Genomic DNA, 19,775 nt, shown 5'->3' with positions numbered 1-19,775 from the left:
TGCATCAGAAGCTATCGCCGGGCACCCTCACCCAGCCTTCCATCAGCACGCGAGCACTGCGGCTCATGATTGCCTTGGTCACCGTCCACTCGCCCTTCACCTGACGCGCTTCGGCGCCCACCCGCAAGGTGCCCGAGGGGTGGCCGAAACGCACGGCACTGCGCTCACCCCCGCCTGCGGCGAGGTTGACCAGCGTGCCCGGAATGGCAGCAGCGGTACCGATGGCCACTGCGGCAGTGCCCATCATTGCGTGGTGCAGCTTGCCCATGGACAACGCACGCACCAGCAGGTCGATGTCAGCCGCCGCGACAACCTTGCCACTCGACGCAGTGTAGGTGGTCGGCGGGGCGACGAAGGCCACTTTCGGTGTGTGCTGACGCCCGGCCGCCTGGTCGACATGCTCGATCAGGCCCATGCGCACGGCGCCATAGGCGCGAAGGGTCTCGAACCGCAGCAGCGCTTGCGGGTCGCCGTTGATCGCGTCCTGCAGCTCGGTACCGGTGTAGCCGATATCGCCCGCATTGATGAAGATGGTCGGGATCCCTGCATTGATCAGGGTCGCCTTGAAGGTACCCACACCGGGCACTTCCAAGTCGTCCACCAGGTTGCCGGTGGGGAACATCGAGCCCCCGTCGCCGTCTTCATCGGCAGCCGGGTCGAGGAACTCCAACTGCACCTCGGCGGCCGGAAAGGTCACGCCATCGAGCTCGAAATCGCCCGTTTCCTGAACTTCACCTTCGGTGATCGGTACCTGGGCGACGATGGTCTTGCCGATGTTGGCCTGCCAGATCCGCACGGTGGCCATGCCGTTGCGCGGCAGGCGCGACGGATCCACCAGGCCGCTGCTGATGGCGAACGAGCCGACAGCGGCAGACAGGTTGCCGCAGTTACCGCTCCAGTCGACGAAAGCCTTGTCGATGCTAACCTGGCCGAACAGGTAGTCGACATCGTGCTCGGGCTTGATGCTGCGCGAAAGAATCACCGTCTTGCTGGTGCTCGAAGTGGCGCCGCCCATGCCGTCGATCTGCTTGCCGTAGGGGTCCGGGCTGCCAATGACCCGCAACAGCAGCGCATCCCGGGCTGGGCCCGGGACCTGCGCCTGTTCGGGCAGGTCTTGCAGGCGGAAGAATACGCCCTTGCTGGTACCGCCACGGATGTAGGTGGCGGGGATCTTGATTTGTGCTGCATGTGCCATTGCTGTGCCGTCCTGTCTGAAAATGCAATAACCCTTGGGGCCGCTGCGCGGCCCCAGCCGTCAAGCGGAGGCTTCGAGGAAGTCCTGGGCAAAGCGCTGCAGCACCCCACCCGCCTCGTAGATCGACACTTCCTCGGCAGTATCCAGGCGGCAAGTCACCGGCACCTCGACCCGCTCACCGCTGCGACGCGTCACCACCAGGGTCAGGGTCGCGCGTGGCGTGCGCTGACCCAGCACATCGTAGGTCTCGCTGCCATCGAGCGCCAAGGTATTGCGGTCGGTCCCCGGCTTGAACTCCAGCGGCAGCACGCCCATGCCCACCAGGTTGGTACGGTGGATCCGTTCGAAGCCTTCGGCGACGATCGCCTCGACACCGGCCAGGCGCACGCCCTTGGCTGCCCAGTCACGCGACGAGCCCTGGCCGTAGTCGGCACCGGCAACAATGATCAGCGGCTGCTTGCGCTCCATGTAGGTTTCGATCGCCTCCCACATGCGGGTCACCTTGCCTTCTGGCTCCAGACGCGTCAGCGAGCCCTGCTTCACACTGCCATCTTCCTTGCGCACCATTTCGTTGAACAGCTTGGGGTTGGCGAAGGTGGCGCGCTGCGCAGTCAGGTGGTCGCCACGGTGAGTGGCGTAGGAGTTGAAGTCCTCTTCCGGCAGGCCCATCTTCGCCAGGTATTCACCCGCCGCACTGTCCAGCATGATGGCGTTGGACGGCGACAAGTGATCGGTGGTGATGTTGTCCGGCAGCACCGCCAACGGGCGCATGCCACGCAGGCTGCGCTCACCGGCCAGGGCACCTTCCCAGTACGGCGGACGGCGGATGTAGGTGCTCATCGGGCGCCACTCATACAGCGGCGCAACCTTCGGCCCGCGGTCCTCCTCGATGGCGAACATCGGGATGTAGACCTTGCGGAACTGCTCCGGCTTGACCGCCGCACGCACCACGGCATCGATCTCTTCATCGCTCGGCCAGATATCCTTGAGGCGGATTTCCTGGCCGTCGACCACCCCCAGCACGTCTTTTTCGATGTCGAAGCGGATAGTACCGGCGATGGCATAGGCCACCACGAGCGGTGGCGAGGCCAGGAAGGCCTGCTTGGCGTAAGGGTGGATGCGCCCGTCGAAGTTGCGGTTGCCCGACAGCACGGCAGTGGCATACAGGTCGCGGTCGACGATCTCCTGCTGAATCACCGGGTCCAATGCACCGGACATGCCGTTGCAGGTGGTGCAGGCGAAAGCGACGATGCCAAAGCCCATCTGCTCCAGCTCTTTCTCCAGCCCCGCTTCTTCCAGATACAGCTGCACCGCCTTGGAGCCTGGCGCCAGCGAAGACTTGACCCAAGGTTTGCGCGCCAGGCCGAGCTTGTTGGCATTGCGTGCCAGAAGGCCTGCGGCTATCACGTTGCGCGGGTTGCTGGTGTTGGTGCAACTGGTGATGGCGGCGATGATGACCGCGCCGTCCGGCATTTGCCCGGGCACTTCCTCCCAGGCCCCGGCGATGCCCTTGGCCGCCAGCTCGCTGGTGGCAACGCGGGCGTGCGGGTTGGATGGGCCGGCCATATTGCGCACCACGCTCGACAGGTCGAAGCTCAGGGTGCGCTCGTAGACGGCGCCGCCCAGGCTGTCGGCCCATAGGCCGGCGGTCTTGGCGTAGGTTTCTACCAGCTTGACCTGCTGATCCTCGCGGCCGGTCAGCTTCAGGTAGTCGATGGTCTGCTGGTCGATGGCGAACATCGCTGCAGTGGCGCCATATTCCGGGGCCATGTTGGAGATGGTCGCACGGTCGCCCAGGGTCAGGGCGCGGGCGCCCTCGCCGTGGAATTCCAGATAGGCACCGACGACTTTCTGTTTACGCAGGAATTCGGTCAGGGCCAGCACCAGATCGGTGGCGGTGATGTTCGGCGCCAGCTTGCCGGTCAGCTCGACGCCGACGATTTCCGGCAGGCGCATCCACGAGGCACGGCCGAGCATCACGTTCTCGGCTTCCAGGCCGCCGACACCGATGGCGATCACGCCCAGGGCGTCGACATGCGGGGTGTGGCTGTCGGTGCCGACACAGGTGTCCGGGTAGGCCACGCCGCGGTCGCTGTGGATGACCGGCGACATCTTCTCCAGGTTGATCTGGTGCATGATGCCGTTGCCCGGCTGGATCACATCGACGTTCTTGAACGCCTTCTTGGTCCAGTTGATGAAATGGAAACGGTCTTCGTTGCGGCGGTCTTCGATGGCGCGGTTTTTCTCGAACGCCTGCGGGTCGAAACCACCACACTCGACGGCCAGGGAATGGTCGACGATCAGTTGCACCGGCACCACCGGGTTGACCTGAGCCGGGTCACCGCCCTTGTCGGCAATGGCGTCACGCAGGCCGGCCAGGTCGACCAGGGCAGTCTGGCCGAGGATGTCGTGGCACACCACACGGGCCGGGAACCAGGGGAAGTCGAGATCGCGCTTGCGCTCGATCAACTGAGCCAGGGAGGCGTCGAGGGTGCTCGGGTCGCAGCGGCGCACCAGGTTTTCGGCGAGCACGCGGGAGGTGTACGGCAGGCCGTCGTAGGCGCCGGGCTTGATCGCCTCGACCGCCGCGCGGGCATCGAAGTAGTCCAGGTCGGTGCCCGGCAGATTCTTGCGGTATGCGGTGTTCATATAGTTATCAGGCTCGGTCACGGTAGTCGGTAGGTCTGGCCGTCGGGGCTGCGTTACAGCCCGCAACGGCCTTCAACTCAACGCTGTTCGATCGGCACGAACTGGCGCTGTTCGACGCCGACATACTCGGCGCTCGGGCGGATGATGCGGTTGTTGGCACGCTGTTCGAAAACATGCGCCGCCCAGCCGGTCAGGCGCGAGCAAACGAAGATCGGGGTAAACAGCTTGGTCGGGATGCCCATGAAGTGGTACGCCGACGCGTGGTAGAAGTCAGCATTGGGGAACAGGCGTTTCTGCTCCCACATGGTCCTGTCGATGGCTTCGGAAACCGGGTACAGCACCTTGTCGCCGACCTCGTCGGCCAGCTGCTTCGACCAGCCCTTGATCACCTCGTTGCGCGGGTCGGACTCTTTGTAGATGGCATGGCCGAAGCCCATGATCTTGTCCTTGCGCTCCAGCATCCTCAGCAGTTCGGCCGTCGCGTCCTGCGGGCTCTGGAAGCGCTCGATCAGCTCCATCGCCGCTTCGTTGGCACCGCCATGCAGTGGGCCGCGCAGCGAGCCAATGGCAGCGGTGATGCAGGAGTACAGGTCGGACAGGGTCGAAGCGCACACGCGCGCGGTGAAGGTCGATGCGTTGAACTCGTGCTCGGCGTAGAGGATCAGCGACACGTTCATCACTTTGACGTGCAATTCGCTGGGCTTCTTGCCGTGCAGCAGGTGCAGGAAATGCCCGCCCAGGGTGTCTTCATCGCTGGTGCAATCGATGCGCACGCCATGGTGGGTGAAGCGGTACCAATAGCACATGACCGCCGGGAACAGCGCCAGCAGGCGGTCGGTCTTGTCGTGCTGGGCGTCGAAGGTCAGTTCCGGCTCCAGGGTACCCAGCAGCGAACAGCCGGTGCGCATCACGTCCATCGGATGGGCGTCGCGCGGGATGCGCTCGAGCACTTCCTTGAGGGCTTGCGGCAGGTCACGCAGGCCCTTGAGCTTGTGCTTGTACTCGGCCAGCTCGGCGCTGCTTGGCAGTTCGCCGTACAACAGCAGATAGGCCACTTCCTCGAACTCCGCCCCAGCCGCCAGGTCACGGACATCGTAGCCGCGGTAAGTCAGGCCGGCACCGGCCTGCCCGACGGTCGACAGCGCGGTCTGGCCGGCCACCTGGCCACGCAGGCCTGCGCCACTGAGTACTTTTGCTTCGGCCATGGTGTTTCTCCTTTCTTGAATTTGTTATGGATTGCTTTCTGGCTAATTCGGCGTGCCTGTGCCGGCCTGTTCGCGGCTAAACCCGCTGCCAAAGGGGGCCAGCACCATCACTTATCCTTTCTTCTGCGCAAACAACGCATCGAGGCTCTGCTCGAAGGCGTGATAACCAATGGCGTCATAGAGCTCCATGCGGGTTTGCATGGTATCGATCACGTTCTTCTGGGTGCCGTCGCGACGCAGCGCGGTGTACACATTTTCGGCCGCCTTGTTCATGGCCCGGAAGGCCGACAGCGGGTACAGCACCAGCGACACGTCGACCGACGCCAGCTCTTCGGTGGTGTACAGCGGCGTGGCACCGAATTCGGTGATATTGGCCAGGATCGGCGCCTTCACGCGGTCAGCGAAGGTCTTGTACATCGAAAGCTCGGTGATGGCCTCCGGGAAGATCATGTCGGCGCCCGCCTCGACGCAGGCAGCGGCGCGGTCCAGGGCAGCATTCAGGCCTTCAACGGCCAGGGCGTCGGTACGCGCCATGATCACGAAACTGTCATCGGTACGCGCATCGACGGCGGCCTTGATCCGGTCGACCATCTCCTGCTGGGTGACGATTTCCTTGTTCGGGCGATGGCCGCAGCGCTTGGCACCCACCTGGTCCTCGATATGGATGGCGGCAGCGCCGAACTTGCACATCGATCGCACCGTACGTGCCACGTTGAACGCCGAGGCGCCAAAACCGGTATCGACATCCACCAGCAGCGGCAGGTCGCAGACATCGGTGATGCGGCGCACGTCGGTGAGCACATCGTCCAGGCCACTGATACCCAGGTCCGGCAGGCCGAGCGAGCCGGCAGCAACACCGCCACCGGACAGGTAGATGGCCTTGAAACCGGCGCGTTTGGCCAGCAGGGCATGGTTGGCGTTGATCGCGCCGACCACCTGCAAGGGGTGTTCGGCGGCAACCGCGTCGCGGAAACGTTGGCCGGGCGTGCTCTTCACAGTCATGAATCACCTCGTGGGCTGTTGTCGTTGGCGTCCAGGTAGTGACGCTCGATGTTGCGTTTGGACGCGCCGATGTGGCGGCGCATCAGGAGTTCGGCCAGTTCACCGTCACGGTCGGCGATGGCATCGAGGATCCGGTGGTGCTCGGCAAACGCCTGGCGCGGCCGATTGGGCGTGGCGGAGAACTGGATGCGGTACATGCGCACCAGTTGGTACAGCTCGCCGCAGAGCATCTTGACCAGGGTCTGGTTGCCGCTGCCCTGGATGATCCGGTAGTGGAAGTCGTAGTCGCCTTCCTGCTGGTAGTAGCCGACACCAGCCTGGAACGCCGCATCGCGTTCATGGGTGTCGAGCACCCGGCGCAGCTCGTCGATATCGGCCTGGCTCATGCGCTCGGCGGCCAGGCGGCAGGCCATGCCTTCGAGCGATTCGCGGATTTCGTACAGCTCGATCAGCTCGGCGTGGTTGAGCGACACCACCCGCGCCCCGACATGCGGCACGCGCACCAGCAGGCGCTGGCCTTCGAGCCGGTGGATGGCTTCGCGCAGCGGCCCGCGGCTGATGCCGTAGGTGCGCGCCAGCTCCGGCTCGGAGATCTTGCTGCCCGGGGCGATCTCGCCCTTGACGATGGCCGCCTGGATTCGCCGAAAGACGTTTTCGGACAAGGTTTCCGTTTCGTCTGCCAACGCGGGGCTGGGAGTGGAAAGGTCCAGCATATTGTCGACACCCTGATAATCACATGGCCAGAAATTAGCTAATTAAGCGCTATCAGTCAAAGACAATATCAATATTGTCGACAATCGTCTAAGAACGAACTAACCCTGTCCGGCCGCTGTCAGATCGCGACGCGCTGGCGTCAAGACGTCGGCGTGATAGAATGCCGCGCCTCCGACGGAGTATGGATAGCGTGTCTGTCATCTATTCATGTTGTTGACAGATGAACGAGGAAGCTTGCGCAGTCGTTGCCAGTCGCCTTGCCCCGAACCCTGCACAGTACCGCGCCAGGACTATGAGACTTACACCCGTTTTATTGCTGCTATGCCTCACCCTGCTGCCGGCCATCGGCCAAGCGGCGGGCAAGACCGTGTACGGTCTCAACGAATACGCACAGTTGGGCGACCTTGACCTGGAAGTGGCCGCCAAGCTCGACACCGGCGCCAAGACCGCCTCGCTCAGCGCCCGCGACATCAAGCGCTTCAAGCGCAACGGCGAGAGCTGGGTACGCTTCTACCTGGCCATCGATGCCGCCCATTCGCATCCGATCGAGCGCCCCCTTGCGCGCGTCAGCAAGATCAAGCGACGGGCAGGCGACTACGATGCCGAATCGGGCAAGGCCTATACCGCGCGCCCGGTCATCGAACTCGAAATCTGCATGGGCCAGGCCCTGCGCACCATCGAAGTCAACCTCACCGACCGCAGCGCGTTCCAGTTCCCGCTGCTGATCGGCTCCGAGGCGCTCAAGCACTTCGACGCGCTGGTCGACCCAAGCCTTAAATACGCGGCCGGCAAACCTGCCTGTGCCACCGACGCTCCCAAAGCAGAGTAATCCCGATGCGCTCTCTTACCCTCCATCTGAAAGTCCTGATCACCGTGCTGGTGTTGCTGGGCGTGGCGGTCACGGCTTATCAGATCTTCTTCCTCGGCATCCCGGTGACCGAAGATGAAACCGACGATCTGTGGAACATCGACGCCAAGGTCGAGTTCGTGGCCAGCACCAAAGACCCGGTCAAGGTGCAGATGTTCGTCCCGCCGCTGAACCGCGACTACGTCAGCCTCAACGAGAGCTTCATCTCCAACAACTACGGGGTGAGCGTCAACCGTGCCGACGGCAACCGCAAGGTGACCTGGTCGGCACGCCGCGCCAGCGGCAACCAGACCCTCTACTACCGCCTGGTGCTGACCAAGCGCTACAGCAACGAGAAGACCACCGTCAAAGGCCCGACCTTCCGTGACAGCCTGGCTGTCGAAGGCCCCGAGAAAATCGCCGCCGAAGCCCTGATGGCGCCGATCCGCCAGCATTCGGCCGACGTCGAGACCTTCGTCAGCGAGACCATCAAGCGGGTCAACAACCTCAACGACGACAACGTCAAGCTGCTGCTGGCCGGCGACACCTCGGCCATGAAGAAAGCCCAGGTCATCGACCTGCTGCTGTCCATTGCCCACGTGCCGATGGAAAAGGTCCACACCATCCGCCTGGTCGCCGACACCCCGCAGACCCCGGAGCTGTGGCTGCGCAGCTTCAACGGCAACGACTGGCTGTACTTCAACCCGGACACCGGCGAGCAGGGCCTGCCCAGCGACCGCCTGCTGTGGTGGACCGGTGACGACAACCTGATCAGCGTCGATGGCGGCAAGAAAGCCAACGTCACCTTCAGCATGAACAACAGCGAGATGAACGCCATCCGCCTGGCCAAGCTGACCGACGAGAACACCGACGCCGACTTCCTCGAATACTCGCTGTACAGCCTGCCGCTGCAGACCCAGCAGACCTTCATGATCATGGTGATGATCCCGATCGGCGTGCTGGTGATTCTGGTCCTGCGCAACCTGATCGGCCTGCAGACCCTGGGTACCTTCACCCCGGTACTGATTGCCCTGGCCTTCCGTGAAACCCAGTTGGGCTTCGGCATCGTGCTGTTCACGGTGATCACGGCGCTGGGCCTGTCACTGCGCTCGTACCTTGAACACCTCAAGCTGCAGATGCTGCCACGCCTGTCGGTGGTGCTGACCTTCGTGGTGGTGCTGATCGCCGCCATCAGCCTGTTCAGCCACAAGCTGGGCCTGGAGCGCGGGCTGTCGGTGGCGCTGTTCCCGATGGTGATTCTGACCATGACCATCGAACGCCTGTCGATCACCTGGGAAGAGCGCGGCGGCGGCCATGCCATGAAAGTGGCTATCGGCACCCTGTTCGCAGCGTCCGTGGCGCACCTGTTGATGATGGTGCCGGAGCTGGTGTACTTCGTCTTCACCTTCCCGGCGGTGCTGCTGATCCTGGTGGGCTTCATGCTGGCGATGGGCCGCTACCGCGGCTACCGCCTGACCGAGCTCGTTCGCTTCAAAGCGTTCCTGAAGAAGGCTGATGCCTGATGTTCGGACTGATCAAGACCTGGAAAGCCCTGGAGGCCCGGGGCATCATGGGTATCAACCGGCGCAACGCGGACTATGTCCTGAAGTACAACAAGCGCCACCTGTACCCGATCGTCGACGACAAGATCATCACCAAGGAGCGCGCACTCGCAGCGGGCATCCATGTGCCGGAAATGTACGGCGTCATCGAGACCGAGAAAGAGATCGAAAAGCTCGACCAGATCATTGGCGGGCGCAGTGATTTCGTCATCAAGCCGGCGCAAGGCGCCGGCGGTGACGGCATCCTGGTGATCGCCGATCGCTTCGAAGACCGTTACCGCACGGTGTCGGGCAAGATCATCAGCCACGAAGAGATCGAGCATCAGGTCTCGAGCATCCTGACCGGCCTGTATTCACTCGGCGGCCACCGCGACCGTGCGCTGATCGAATACCGGGTGACACCGGACCAGATCTTCAAGAGCATCAGCTACGAAGGCGTACCGGACATCCGCATCATCGTGCTGATGGGCTACCCGGTCATGGCCATGCTGCGCCTGCCGACGCGCCAGTCCGGCGGCAAGGCCAACCTGCACCAGGGCGCCATCGGCGTGGGTGTCGACCTGGCAACCGGCGTGACGCTGCGTGGCACCTGGCTGAACAACATCATCAGCAAGCACCCGGACACCACCAATGCGGTGGACGGCGTTCAGTTGCCCAACTGGGATGGCTTCATGAAGCTCGCAGCCGGCTGCTACGAGCTGTGCGGCCTGGGCTACATCGGTGTCGACATGGTGCTGGACCAGGAGAAAGGGCCGCTGATCCTGGAACTCAATGCCCGCCCGGGCCTGAACATCCAGATTGCCAACGACTGCGGGCTGACCCAGCGCACCCATGCCATCGAGGCGCACATTGAAGCACTGGCCAAGGATGGCCTGACCGAAGATGCCGAACAGCGTGTTCGCGTATCGCAAGGGCTGTTCGGGCACGTGCATCCGCACTGACAGCCTGCCGCTATACAGACCTTCGCGGGCTCACCTGCGAAAGCCTGTATAGCGGCACCGGCGCGCAATCGAAAGGTTTAATGTCGCGCCCAGCGCTAGGCGCTTTTCCTACACAGGTCTACAATCGCCCCCCTCGCTTTTACATCGCCGTCCACACTGATGCCGACCTGTACGCTCCACCCCCTGCCCTACCAGCCTGATCCCGCTGCCTATTTCGCCCGCCTGCGCCAGGCACCCGGCGCGATCCTGCTCGACAGCGCCCGCCCCGGCGCCGAACGCGGGCGCTATGACTTGTTGAGCGCCTGGCCCTTGCACTATCTGCAAGCGCAAACAGACGAGGACGGCCGCGCGTTCCTCCAACGCCTGCGTGCAGGGCTGGCGCAACTCGGCCACGCCGAATTGCCCAATGGGGTGCAGTTGCCGTTTGCCGGCGGCCTGATCGGCTACCTCAGCTACGACTTCGGCCGCCGCCTGGAGCAACTGCCCAGCCTCGCCGCAGACGACCTCAACCTGCCCGATGCCCAGCTGGGGCTGTATGACTGGGCACTGGTGACCGATCACCAGTTAGGCACCAGCCAACTGGTGTTCCACCCCCACCTTGCAGCTGACGAGCGCGAGCGCCTGATCACCCTGTTCCACGCAGCGGATGCCCCTGCGGGTGGCAAGTTCCACCTGCTCGCCGCCATGAAGGGCGATTTGCAACCCGCGCAATACGAGGCAGCGTTCAACCAGGTACAGCGGTATATCCAGGCCGGCGATTGCTACCAGATCAACCTGACACAACGTTTCCGCGCCCCCTGCGAAGGCGACCCGTGGCGCGCCTATCAGGCGCTGCGCAAGGCGTGCCCAACGCCGTTCTCCGGCTACCAGCAACTGGCCGACGGCAGCGCACTGCTGAGCTTTTCCCCGGAGCGCTTCATCCGCGTCAGCCAGGGGCTGGTCGAGACCCGCCCGATCAAAGGCACCCGCCCGCGCGCAAGCGACCCGGACGAAGACGCCCGCAATGCCGAAGAGCTGCTGCACAGCCCCAAGGACCGCTCGGAAAACCTGATGATCGTCGACCTGCTGCGCAACGACCTGGGCCGCACCTGCCAGATCGGTTCGGTCAAGGTGCCCGAGCTGTTCAGCCTGGAAAGCTACCCCAACGTGCATCACCTGGTCAGCAGCATCACCGGGCAACTGGCCAGCGACAAGGATGCCCTGGACCTCATCGGCGACAGCTTCCCGGGCGGCTCGATCACCGGGGCACCCAAGATCCGCGCCATGCAGATCATCGACGAACTGGAGCCTACCCGCCGCGCCCTGTATTGCGGCTCGCTGCTGTACATCGACGTACGGGGCGAAATGGACAGCTCGATCGCCATTCGCAGCTTGCTGGTCAAGGATGGGCACGTCAGCTGTTGGGGAGGTGGCGCGGTGGTGGCAGATTCGAACTGGGAGGCGGAGTATGAAGAGTCGATTGCCAAGGTACGGGTGCTGATGCAAACCCTGCAACAGCTCTGACCCGGCGCCACAAGCCCCTATGCCGGGCGTCTAACCCCGTATTTTTTGTTACCATCACCCTATTACGAGCGCAGAGCGCCACAGCCAAGATGGAAACCGCCTGATGAGCCAACCCTTCGACGTCGCCGCCCTCGCCGCGACCTATGCCAACAAGTCCCCGCAGGACATCCTCAAGCTCGCCTTCGAACACTTCGGCGACGACTTGTGGATTTCTTTCAGCGGCGCCGAAGACGTGGTACTGGTCGACATGGCCTGGAAGCTGAACAAGCAGGTCAAGGTGTTCAGCCTAGACACCGGCCGCCTGCATCCGGAAACCTACCGGTTCATCGACCAGGTCCGCGAGCAGTACAACCTGCCGATCGAACTGCTCAGCCCCGATCGCAGCAAGCTCGACCCGTTCGTCAAGGAAAAGGGCCTGTTCAGCTTCTACAAGGATGGCCATGGCGAGTGCTGCGGCATCCGCAAGATCGAGCCTTTGCGACGCAAACTGGCCACGGTAAGTGCCTGGGCCACCGGCCAACGCCGAGACCAGAGCCCGGGCACCCGCAGCCAGGTGGCGGCATTGGAAATCGACGGCGCCTTCTCGACCCCCGAGCGTACGCTGTACAAGTTCAACCCGCTTGCACAGATGAGCAGTGAGGAAGTCTGGGGCTACATTCGCATGCTCGAACTGCCTTACAACAGCCTGCACGAACGCGGCTTCATCAGCATTGGCTGCGAGCCGTGCACACGCCCGGTGTTGCCGAACCAGCATGAGCGCGAAGGCCGCTGGTGGTGGGAAGAGTCAACCCAGAAGGAATGCGGGCTGCACGCTGGCAACCTGATCAGCAAGGCTTGAAGCAGCGTCTAGTCACAAGTCGCAAGCTGCAAGAAAAAAAGAGCAGCCCGCGCACGGCCTGCTCTTTCTTGAAGCTTGAAGCTTGAAGCTGCTTTCAGTGCACCGGCAGCTCGACGCCGTCGAACAGCTCTTCGAGCTCCTGCTTGTTATGGCACTGAATGGCCTTGGCCATCACTTCACGGGTCAGGTGCGGGGCAAACTTCTCGATGAAGTCGCACATGAAGCCACGCAGGAAGGTGCCACGGCGGAAGCCGATCTTGGTGATGCTGGCCTCGAACAACTCGCTGGCATCCAGGGCCACCAGGTCGCTGTCGAGCTTGGTGTCGACTGCCATCTTGGCGACGATACCGACACCCAACCCCAGGCGCACGTAGGTCTTGATCACGTCGGCATCCGCTGCGGTGAACACGACCTTCGGCGTCAGGCCGCGATGGTTGAAAGCCTCGTCCAGCTTCGAACGGCCAGTGAAGCCGAACACGTAGGTGACGATAGGGTATTCGGCGACCGCTTCCAGGGTCAGCTTCGGCAGCTTGGTCAGCGGGTGCCCCTGCGGCACCACGACGCAGCGGTTCCACTTGTAGCACGGCATCATGATCAGGTCGCCGAACAGCTCCAGCGCCTCGGTGGCAATGGCGAAATCGACAGTGCCATCAGCGGCCATCTCGGCAATCTGCATGGGCGAGCCCTGGTGCATGTGCAGGGCCACTTCCGGATACTGCTTGATGAAACTGCTGATCACCGGCGGCAGCGCATAGCGTGCCTGGGTGTGGGTGGTGGCGATGGACAGGGTGCCCTTCTTCTCGTTGGAGAATTCCTGGGCGATCTGCTTGATGCTCTCGACCTTGCGCAGGATCTCGCCAGCGGTATTGATGATGCGCTCACCGGCCGGGGTGACGCGGGTCAGGTGCTTGCCGCTGCGGGCAAAGACTTCAACACCCAGCTCATCCTCGAGCAGGCGGATCTGCTTGCTGATACCTGGCTGGGAGGTATACAGGCTCTGCGCCGTCGCGGAGACGTTGAGGTCGTGGTGCGCCACTTCCCAGATGTAGCGCAGTTGTTGAAGCTTCATAGGTTTCCCTCGGTTCAGCGGTGAGTCAGCGGCAGCAGGCAGCGACGATATATAACTATATTAGTGGTTCTGGAAATAAATCTAGAACTATTTTGTTACACGCGCCCCGTAATAGCCTACAGCCAGCTTCACGTTTTCCTACGCCCCAAATGCTGAGCAAGCGGCACCATATACACCGGCACAGGCGACAGCTGAAGCAATCGCACCGCCGTTCGCCCAAGCGGTACATCAACCCCCGCACCTGCACTGTGGCTCCCAAAAATCAGCAGATCGACACTCAGGCGCTGGGCCTGGTCGAGGATCACCTGGGCAGGGTCGCCCTGGCGCACACGCACCGCCTTGATGACAGCCAGGTCCGCCTCTTCACCCAGTTCATCGCGAAAGTTTTCCAGCACGCGTTGTTCGATATTGGCCATGACGGTGGTGACGCCCTGGCTGTGCAACTGGTCCAGCGTCTGTTCATCCAGGTAGCTTTGCAGGAGCGATTCGGCAAACTGCCCCATGGGTTCTACCGCGTGGATCACATACAGCTCTGCATTGAACGTCCGCGCCAGGGCCAAGGCGTGCTGCATGACAAAGGGGGCGTAGACACCGAGGTCGGTGGCGTACAGCATGGAGCGGATCATTCGACCTCCTCGACTGCCGCTGCGGCAGAGCAAGCTTCAGCTTAGCAGCGCGCCGCACGCACGCTTTGCCGTCCGGCGTGCTGCCGGCGCGGGCTGTGCAAGCTTCAGGCGTGCCGGCCAGCGTGGTCGATGAACGACAGTGCCTGGTAAAGCATCTGCATGCGCGGCAAGTTGCAACCTGCCGCTCGCGCCTGTGCCAACGGCTCGGCATAGATAGCCTGAAGCTCCAGCGGACGCTGCTGCGCGTGGTCGTGGTACATGCTTGGCCAGTAGTCGGGCATCCGCTCGGTGATCTGGAACAGATGCTCGGCATAGCCCTCGGGCAGCACGTGGCCGCAAGCAGCGGCACCCTGGACCACCTCGGCCATCAACGCCTGGACCAGCGCCCGGCTGTGCGGGTCGGCCATCAACGGTGTGGTGCTGGCGCCGAGCAACACCGAAAGCCCGTTATAAGGCACGTTCCACACCAGCTTTTGCCAACGCGCCTGGCTCAGGTTATCCATGGCCTGCGAATCGATGCCCGCCGCCTGGAACAACCCCGCCCCCTCCTTCACCAGCGCGGCACCGCCATCGCGGGCAGGCCCGCTGTGATAGCCAAGATTGACCGCCCCCAGCGCCTGATGACGAATCACCCCAGGCGCCTGGCGGTTGACACAAATGAAACACAAGCCGCCGAGCAAGTGCATGTCATCGCGCAAGGCAGGACGCAACTGCGCCTCTACACCCAGGCCATTCTGCAGCAATACCACCCGCGCATCGGGCGCGGCGGCCTGGACGATCAGCGGCGCCAACTGCTCGTTACTGGTGGCCTTGGCCCCCACCAACAGCCAGTCGCATTGCGGCATGTCGGCAGCGCTGACATAAGCCTGAACCTTCATCTGCAAGGTGCCATGCACTGCGCTTTCAAGCATCAGCCCCTGGTCGCGCACCACTTCATACTCACTGCGCAACAGGAAATGCACATCGAAACCGGCCCGTGCCAGCATCAACCCATAAAAGCCGCCGATAGCACCACTGCCGATGATGCCGATACGTGGTTTGCGCGGATGCATGCCAATCTCCAGGTAAATGTCAGTGCGCTTTTTTACACCGGTTGCTGCACCCTGGGCACCCCAATCGCACCACACCACCGCCAGCGTGGGGAAAATCCCTGGGTTGACGGGGTCAAGCCCATTGTCGCGCCCCCCTGTAACGCGCTAAGGTTCGGCTCCCCGCTGCGAACATTCTTGCTGCTGGGCCGCACGGGGATTGCTGGCGGCCGGCACCCGTGACCTGACGAGTAACACGATGGCTGATTTACCGATCGACGACTTAAACGTTGCTTCCAACGAGACCCTGATCACCCCCGATCAGCTCAAGAAGGAAATCCCTCTCAGCGCCAAGGCTCTGCAGACCGTGACTGCCGGCCGCGAAGTGGTGCGCAATATTCTCGACGGCAAGGACCATCGCCTGTTCGTCGTGGTCGGCCCCTGCTCCATCCACGATATCAAGGCTGCCCACGAGTATGCCGAACGCCTGAAGGTACTGGCCGCAGAAGTGTCCGACACGCTGTACCTGGTCATGCGCGTGTACTTCGAAAAGCCGCGCACCACGGTCGGCTGGAAAGGCCTGATCAACGACCCGTACCTGGATGACTCGTTCAAGATCCAGGACGGCCTGCACATTGGTCGCCAACTGCTGCTGGACCTGGCTGAAATGGGCCTGCCGACGGCCACCGAAGCGCTCGACCCGATTTCCCCGCAGTACCTGCAGGACCTGATCAGCTGGTCGGCCATCGGCGCCCGCACCACCGAATCCCAGACCCACCGGGAAATGGCCTCGGGCCTGTCTTCGGCAGTCGGCTTCAAGAACGGCACCGATGGCGGCCTGACCGTTGCGATCAACGCCCTGCAGTCGGTATCCAAACCGCACCGGTTCCTGGGCATCAACCAGGAAGGCGGCGTATCGATCGTTACCACCAAGGGCAACCCTTACGGTCACGTGGTATTGCGCGGCGGCAATGGCAAGCCGAACTACGATTCGGTCAGCGTCGCCCTGTGCGAACAAGACTTGGCCAAGGCCAAGATCAAGGCCAACATCATGGTCGACTGCAGCCACGCCAACTCCAACAAGGACCCGGCCCTGCAGCCGCTGGTGATGGAAAACGTCGCCAACCAGATCCTCGAAGGCAACCAATCGATCATCGGCCTGATGGTCGAGAGCCATCTGAACTGGGGTTGCCAGTCGATCCCCAAAGACCTGAACGAACTGCAATATGGTGTTTCGGTCACCGATGCCTGCATCGACTGGTCCGCCACCGAGAAGACCCTGCGCAGCATGCACGCCAAACTCAAGGATGTATTGCCACAGCGCCAGCGCGGCTGAGCAAAGACGAAAAAAGGGGCCGCGAACGGCCCCTTTTCTTTTATCTAATAGTTCAAGCCTTGCTCGAGTGACGCTGCTGGCGCTCCATGTAGCGTTCTACATAAGAGCACGACGGTATCACCGTGTAGCCCATCTGCTCGGCATACTCCAAGGCCCGCTCGGTCAGTGCTGCGGCAATCCCACGCCCGCGCAGGGCGTTGGGCACGAAGGTGCGATAGATGTCCAGCGTCTGCTTGCCCAGGTCCATGTACGTCAGATAGGCACGATGACCGTCCACGTTGGTCTCGAACTGATGACCGGCCTGGTCATGGTGGATGGTCAGCGCTTCGCTCATCACTACTCCTCGCAGGTCTTCTCGGCAGACCCATACCTTAACCGATGGTGGTTGATCCGGCACAGAACCTCTACGCCACCTGTTGCCCCTTGGACCGCAAGGCGCTTGCAATGGTTCTGCCCCCGGCACTCACAAGATAGTAGGCGCGGCAGGCGGGATTGCTCAAGGTAGCAGCGGTTAAAAATGGCGAAAAACGGGGTTAAATCGACTCTTCCCGGTACGCCAACAGAAGCCGGATGTTCTAGCCCTTAAGACGCAGAAGGACAGTCAAAGTCACCGTTAGTTCAACAAAAAAGTTCCCGTACTACAACCGCTTGCGATCCCTGAACGTTTTTTTCACAAAAGCGTCGCAATGCGTGTCGGCGTGACCTGGCGCAACATTTTTTTTGCAGTTCTTGCGCTCAGTCAGTTTACTTACTACAAGTAATGGGTACTATGTACGCCGGCCAGTTTCTCTATTCCGAGAGATGGCTCTTTAATAGAAAGTCCTTGAAGGGGAACACGATGAACAACGTTCTGAAATTCTCTGCTCTGGCTCTGGCCGCAGTTCTGGCTACCGGTTGCAGCAGCGTATCCAAAGAAACCGAAGCTCGTCTGACTGCGACTGAAGACGCAGCAGCTCGCGCTCAATCTCGTGCTGACGAAGCCTACCGTAAGGCTGACGACGCACTGGCAGCCGCTCAGAAGGCTCAGCAGACCGCTGACGAAGCCAACGAGCGCGCTCTGCGTATGCTGGACAAAGCCAGCCGCAAGTAATAGTCCTCACGGATTGTTATGAAGCCGACCCACTTGTGGGTCGGCTTTTTTATTGCCGTTCGACACGCAGCGCACATACGAAAAGGCCTGCACTAAGGCAGGCCCTGGGCAGGTCGCGAAACCTTACTGCAATTCGGGCGGAATGCTCGTCACCATCGGTGCAGTACCCTGATTGTCGACCGGCACGGCGATCTCGACAGGCATGCCATCTTCGGCAGCGACCACGTCGCGCACCATATCCCAGTTCATCCGCAGGTTGTTCGCCAGGTCTTCACGCTTGAGCAAGGCATTGATGACCGCAGTGTGTTTGTCCACGACTGACGGGTTGCCCTGATCGTCCAGCGGAGTGTGCGCTTCCAGATAGACCTTGCCGGCACTGATACCGAACTTGTAGGGCTCGTTGATGATGCGTACCGGCGTACCGACCGGGACCATTTTCGACAGTTCGAGTACGTTGTTGTTGAGCATGCGGAAGCAACCATGACTGGTACGCATGCCAATACCAAACTTCTTGTTCGAACCGTGAATCAGGTAACCCGGTACACCCAGGGTAAACTTGAAAGGCCCCAGCGGGTTGTCTGGGCCGGCAGGCACCACTGTCGGCAGGATATCGCCGTCGGCAGCATGCTCGGCACGGATAGAGGCCGGCGGGGTCCAGGTCGGATTCGGGGTCTTGGCGGTAATCTTGGTGTTGGCGATCGGCGAACCCCACCCTTCACGACCGATACCCAGCGGGAAGGTATGCACCACGCTCTCCCCTTTCGGGAAGTAATACAGGCGGTACTCGGCAAGGTTGATGACGATGCCTTCGCGCGGGCCGGGCGGCAGCACATAGCGGGTCGGCAGGATGATCTCGGTGCCGGCACCCGGCAACCAGGGGTCGACACCCGGGTTGGCGGCGATCATTTCCAGGTAGCCAAGGTCGTTGGCGGTACCGATGTCGGCGAACGTGTCTTCGTACTTGGCCTTGATCACCTGCACCTGGCCGACAATGTCTTCACCGGGGGGTGGCAGTGGCAGTTCCAGCGCAGCAGCGGGGCCCGCTACCAGCAGGGCGGCCAGGGACAGGCTACGGGTGACGGCAGGAAAGCGCGGCAACATCCGGTAAATCCTTCGAAAGGTGGGTCAAGAGGATCGATTGTACACCCGCACCGATGCAAGCGGGAGGCATTGGCGGTATGCAAGCGTTTCAGATGATGAAAGGTGTGACAGTTTGCGCGTCAAAGCTGCGGCCACACCGGGCGCATGCCGCGCCGCTGGGCGTCGAGAATGGCACGGCACAGCGCGCACAGACGGTTGTCGCGGTAGATCGAGCGCTGCACGCCCGACCAGCGCGGCTGCGCGGGCAGCAGGCCGCCACACAAGGTACGGTCGACCGGCACGCCAAGCTCAAGCTGGCGAGCGGCCAGGTGGACGCGGATTTCCTGGCAGGCAAACAGGTCGAGCTGTTCGTCAGGCTCGATCAGTTGGTAGGCATAAAGGGACCAGGCAGGGCGCGGCATCGGGGGCTCTCGAAACGGGGGGCGCAACCTTAGCCGAAACCCGCCCCCGTTTAAAGCGTCACAGCAAGGGTTTTATCTGCGGCCAGGCATTTTCCAGCAAGCGCTGCTGGGCACCTTGCGCCGGATGGATGCCATCGGCCTGCATCAGCTCCGGCACGCCCCCTACACCCTCCAGGAAAAAAGGCACCAATGGCACCTGTTTCTCTGCCGCCAACTGCTCATACACCTGGGCAAACGCCGTGGTGTAGCGCACGCCATAATTGGGCGGCAGGCGCATGCCCAGCAGCAGCACCTTGGCACCTGCCTGGCGAGCGCTCTCGATCATCGAAGCAAGATTTTGTTGCAATTGCTGCGGCGGCTGCCCGCGCAGCCCGTCATTGCCGCCCAACTCCAGCACCACCACGGCCGGCTTGTGCGCTGCAAGCAGCGCCGGCAGCCGCGCCTGGCCTCCGGCGCTGGTGTCACCACTGATCGAGGCATTGACCACCTGATCATCGAAACCTTCGTCCTTGAGCCGGGTCTGCAACAAAGAGACCCACCCCAGGCGGCTATCCAGGCCAAAACCGGCGCTGATACTATCGCCAACCACCAGCACCGTTCCCGCCGTGGCGCTCTGGGCCAGGCAATACAAGGCCAGACCGGCACTCAACCACCACATTCGCATTGGA

General features: G+C 62.3%; 19 protein-coding genes. 7 read left to right on the top strand and 12 right to left on the bottom strand.

Annotated elements, in window-relative coordinates:
• Nucleotides 1-4: 4 nt before the first annotated feature.
• The 5 genes from prpF to DJ563_RS03185 form a co-directional block, all read right to left on the bottom strand.
• Entirely contained in the window at nt 5-1,195 is a 1,191-nt protein-coding gene (gene prpF / locus DJ563_RS03205; protein WP_274099385.1) for a 2-methylaconitate cis-trans isomerase PrpF, read from the bottom strand.
• Between the two features lie 60 nt (nt 1,196-1,255).
• The gene (gene acnD, locus DJ563_RS03200) at nt 1,256-3,844 is read right to left on the bottom strand and encodes a Fe/S-dependent 2-methylisocitrate dehydratase AcnD (protein ID WP_274099384.1); all 2,589 of its coding nucleotides are present in this window, start codon (nt 3,842-3,844) and stop codon (nt 1,256-1,258) included.
• A gap of 77 nt (nt 3,845-3,921) precedes the next feature.
• Entirely contained in the window at nt 3,922-5,049 is a 1,128-nt protein-coding gene (gene prpC / locus DJ563_RS03195) for a bifunctional 2-methylcitrate synthase/citrate synthase (protein WP_274099383.1), read from the bottom strand.
• A 111-nt stretch (nt 5,050-5,160) separates the two neighbouring features.
• Nucleotides 5,161-6,051 carry a methylisocitrate lyase gene (gene prpB, locus DJ563_RS03190; RefSeq protein WP_033699071.1) on the bottom strand — a complete coding sequence of 297 codons (891 nt, stop codon included), beginning with the start codon at nt 6,049-6,051 and terminating at the stop codon, nt 5,161-5,163.
• Entirely contained in the window at nt 6,048-6,764 is a 717-nt protein-coding gene (locus tag DJ563_RS03185) for a GntR family transcriptional regulator (RefSeq protein ID WP_274099382.1), read from the bottom strand. Before DJ563_RS03185 ends, prpB begins: the two co-directional genes overlap by 4 nt.
• Nucleotides 6,765-7,057: 293 nt before the next feature.
• Here DJ563_RS03185 and DJ563_RS03180 point away from each other — a divergent pair, with 293 nt between their 5' ends.
• From DJ563_RS03180 to DJ563_RS03160, 5 genes are all read left to right on the top strand, one after another.
• Nucleotides 7,058-7,594 carry an ATP-dependent zinc protease family protein gene (locus tag DJ563_RS03180; RefSeq protein WP_033699072.1) on the top strand — a complete coding sequence of 179 codons (537 nt, stop codon included), beginning with the start codon at nt 7,058-7,060 and terminating at the stop codon, nt 7,592-7,594.
• Nucleotides 7,595-7,599: 5 nt separating this feature from the next.
• Nucleotides 7,600-9,135, top strand: a complete 1,536-nt coding sequence (locus DJ563_RS03175; protein WP_274099381.1) for an inactive transglutaminase family protein — start codon at nt 7,600-7,602, stop codon at nt 9,133-9,135.
• On the top strand, nt 9,135-10,115 hold the full coding sequence (locus DJ563_RS03170; RefSeq protein WP_033699074.1) for an alpha-L-glutamate ligase-like protein: 981 nt from the start codon (nt 9,135-9,137) through the stop codon (nt 10,113-10,115). The genes DJ563_RS03175 and DJ563_RS03170 overlap by 1 nt, the downstream gene beginning before the upstream one ends.
• Nucleotides 10,116-10,274: 159 nt before the next feature.
• The gene (gene pabB, locus DJ563_RS03165) at nt 10,275-11,618 is read left to right on the top strand and encodes an aminodeoxychorismate synthase component I (RefSeq protein ID WP_434518794.1); all 1,344 of its coding nucleotides are present in this window, start codon (nt 10,275-10,277) and stop codon (nt 11,616-11,618) included.
• Nucleotides 11,619-11,721: 103 nt separating this feature from the next.
• Entirely contained in the window at nt 11,722-12,456 is a 735-nt protein-coding gene (locus DJ563_RS03160; protein ID WP_033699077.1) for a phosphoadenylyl-sulfate reductase, read from the top strand.
• Between the two features lie 94 nt (nt 12,457-12,550).
• On the opposite strand, the gene cysB is transcribed toward DJ563_RS03160, so the two are convergent.
• The 3 genes from cysB to DJ563_RS03145 all read right to left on the bottom strand — a co-directional run bounded on the left by cysB (nt 12,551) and on the right by DJ563_RS03145 (nt 15,203).
• The gene (cysB, locus tag DJ563_RS03155) at nt 12,551-13,525 is read right to left on the bottom strand and encodes an HTH-type transcriptional regulator CysB (RefSeq protein ID WP_033699078.1); all 975 of its coding nucleotides are present in this window, start codon (nt 13,523-13,525) and stop codon (nt 12,551-12,553) included.
• A 128-nt stretch (nt 13,526-13,653) separates the two neighbouring features.
• Entirely contained in the window at nt 13,654-14,151 is a 498-nt protein-coding gene (locus DJ563_RS03150) for a universal stress protein (protein WP_033699079.1), read from the bottom strand.
• Nucleotides 14,152-14,255: 104 nt separating this feature from the next.
• Nucleotides 14,256-15,203 (bottom strand): putative 2-dehydropantoate 2-reductase, encoded by a 948-nt coding sequence (locus tag DJ563_RS03145; protein ID WP_434518793.1) that lies wholly within the window; start codon nt 15,201-15,203, stop codon nt 14,256-14,258.
• Nucleotides 15,204-15,438: 235 nt separating this feature from the next.
• Here DJ563_RS03145 and DJ563_RS03140 point away from each other — a divergent pair, with 235 nt between their 5' ends.
• Entirely contained in the window at nt 15,439-16,515 is a 1,077-nt protein-coding gene (locus DJ563_RS03140) for a 3-deoxy-7-phosphoheptulonate synthase (RefSeq protein ID WP_033699083.1), read from the top strand.
• Nucleotides 16,516-16,567: 52 nt separating this feature from the next.
• On the opposite strand, the gene DJ563_RS03135 is transcribed toward DJ563_RS03140, so the two are convergent.
• On the bottom strand, nt 16,568-16,849 hold the full coding sequence (locus DJ563_RS03135; protein WP_003250290.1) for a GNAT family N-acetyltransferase: 282 nt from the start codon (nt 16,847-16,849) through the stop codon (nt 16,568-16,570).
• A gap of 504 nt (nt 16,850-17,353) precedes the next feature.
• On the opposite strand from DJ563_RS03135, the gene DJ563_RS03130 reads away from it, so the two are divergent.
• The gene (locus DJ563_RS03130; protein ID WP_274098661.1) at nt 17,354-17,605 is read left to right on the top strand and encodes an Lpp/OprI family alanine-zipper lipoprotein; all 252 of its coding nucleotides are present in this window, start codon (nt 17,354-17,356) and stop codon (nt 17,603-17,605) included.
• 123 nt (nt 17,606-17,728) lie between these two features.
• Here the strand turns inward: DJ563_RS03130 and DJ563_RS03125 are convergent, their stop codons facing one another.
• The 3 genes from DJ563_RS03125 to DJ563_RS03115 form a co-directional block, all read right to left on the bottom strand.
• Complete coding sequence (locus DJ563_RS03125) at nt 17,729-18,706, bottom strand: L,D-transpeptidase family protein (RefSeq protein WP_033699085.1); 978 nt, start codon at nt 18,704-18,706, stop codon at nt 17,729-17,731.
• A gap of 119 nt (nt 18,707-18,825) precedes the next feature.
• Nucleotides 18,826-19,107: a hypothetical protein gene (locus DJ563_RS03120; RefSeq protein WP_033699086.1), complete on the bottom strand. Its 282-nt coding sequence runs from the start codon at nt 19,105-19,107 to the stop codon at nt 18,826-18,828.
• Nucleotides 19,108-19,165: 58 nt separating this feature from the next.
• Entirely contained in the window at nt 19,166-19,771 is a 606-nt protein-coding gene (locus DJ563_RS03115; protein WP_274098660.1) for an arylesterase, read from the bottom strand.
• Between the last annotated feature and the right edge of the window lie 4 nt (nt 19,772-19,775).

Origin of the sequence: Pseudomonas sp. NFX1, assembly GCF_051123555.1 — a bacterium.
Taxonomy (GTDB): Bacteria; Pseudomonadota; Gammaproteobacteria; order Pseudomonadales; family Pseudomonadaceae; genus Aquipseudomonas; species Aquipseudomonas capeferrum.
Note: the sequence above shows the minus strand (reverse complement) of the source record. Positions and strands in the feature narration are given on the sequence as shown.

Bases quoted from the DNA above. Each gene is read 5' to 3' on its own strand.
- prpF (WP_274099385.1), bottom strand. From the start codon at position 1,195: ATGGCACATGCAGCACAAATCAAGATCCCCGCCACCTACATCCGTGGC.
- acnD (WP_274099384.1), bottom strand. From the start codon at position 3,844: ATGAACACCGCATACCGCAAGAATCTGCCGGGCACCGACCTGGACTAC.
- prpC (WP_274099383.1), bottom strand. From the start codon at position 5,049: ATGGCCGAAGCAAAAGTACTCAGTGGCGCAGGCCTGCGTGGCCAGGTG.
- prpB (WP_033699071.1), bottom strand. From the start codon at position 6,051: ATGACTGTGAAGAGCACGCCCGGCCAACGTTTCCGCGACGCGGTTGCC.
- DJ563_RS03185 (WP_274099382.1), bottom strand. From the start codon at position 6,764: ATGCTGGACCTTTCCACTCCCAGCCCCGCGTTGGCAGACGAAACGGAA.
- DJ563_RS03180 (WP_033699072.1), top strand. From the start codon at position 7,058: ATGAGACTTACACCCGTTTTATTGCTGCTATGCCTCACCCTGCTGCCG.
- DJ563_RS03175 (WP_274099381.1), top strand. From the start codon at position 7,600: ATGCGCTCTCTTACCCTCCATCTGAAAGTCCTGATCACCGTGCTGGTG.
- DJ563_RS03170 (WP_033699074.1), top strand. From the start codon at position 9,135: ATGTTCGGACTGATCAAGACCTGGAAAGCCCTGGAGGCCCGGGGCATC.
- pabB (WP_434518794.1), top strand. From the start codon at position 10,275: ATGCCGACCTGTACGCTCCACCCCCTGCCCTACCAGCCTGATCCCGCT.
- DJ563_RS03160 (WP_033699077.1), top strand. From the start codon at position 11,722: ATGAGCCAACCCTTCGACGTCGCCGCCCTCGCCGCGACCTATGCCAAC.
- cysB (WP_033699078.1), bottom strand. From the start codon at position 13,525: ATGAAGCTTCAACAACTGCGCTACATCTGGGAAGTGGCGCACCACGAC.
- DJ563_RS03150 (WP_033699079.1), bottom strand. From the start codon at position 14,151: ATGATCCGCTCCATGCTGTACGCCACCGACCTCGGTGTCTACGCCCCC.
- DJ563_RS03145 (WP_434518793.1), bottom strand. From the start codon at position 15,203: ATGCATCCGCGCAAACCACGTATCGGCATCATCGGCAGTGGTGCTATC.
- DJ563_RS03140 (WP_033699083.1), top strand. From the start codon at position 15,439: ATGGCTGATTTACCGATCGACGACTTAAACGTTGCTTCCAACGAGACC.
- DJ563_RS03135 (WP_003250290.1), bottom strand. From the start codon at position 16,849: ATGAGCGAAGCGCTGACCATCCACCATGACCAGGCCGGTCATCAGTTC.
- DJ563_RS03130 (WP_274098661.1), top strand. From the start codon at position 17,354: ATGAACAACGTTCTGAAATTCTCTGCTCTGGCTCTGGCCGCAGTTCTG.
- DJ563_RS03125 (WP_033699085.1), bottom strand. From the start codon at position 18,706: ATGTTGCCGCGCTTTCCTGCCGTCACCCGTAGCCTGTCCCTGGCCGCC.
- DJ563_RS03120 (WP_033699086.1), bottom strand. From the start codon at position 19,107: ATGCCGCGCCCTGCCTGGTCCCTTTATGCCTACCAACTGATCGAGCCT.
- DJ563_RS03115 (WP_274098660.1), bottom strand. From the start codon at position 19,771: ATGCGAATGTGGTGGTTGAGTGCCGGTCTGGCCTTGTATTGCCTGGCC.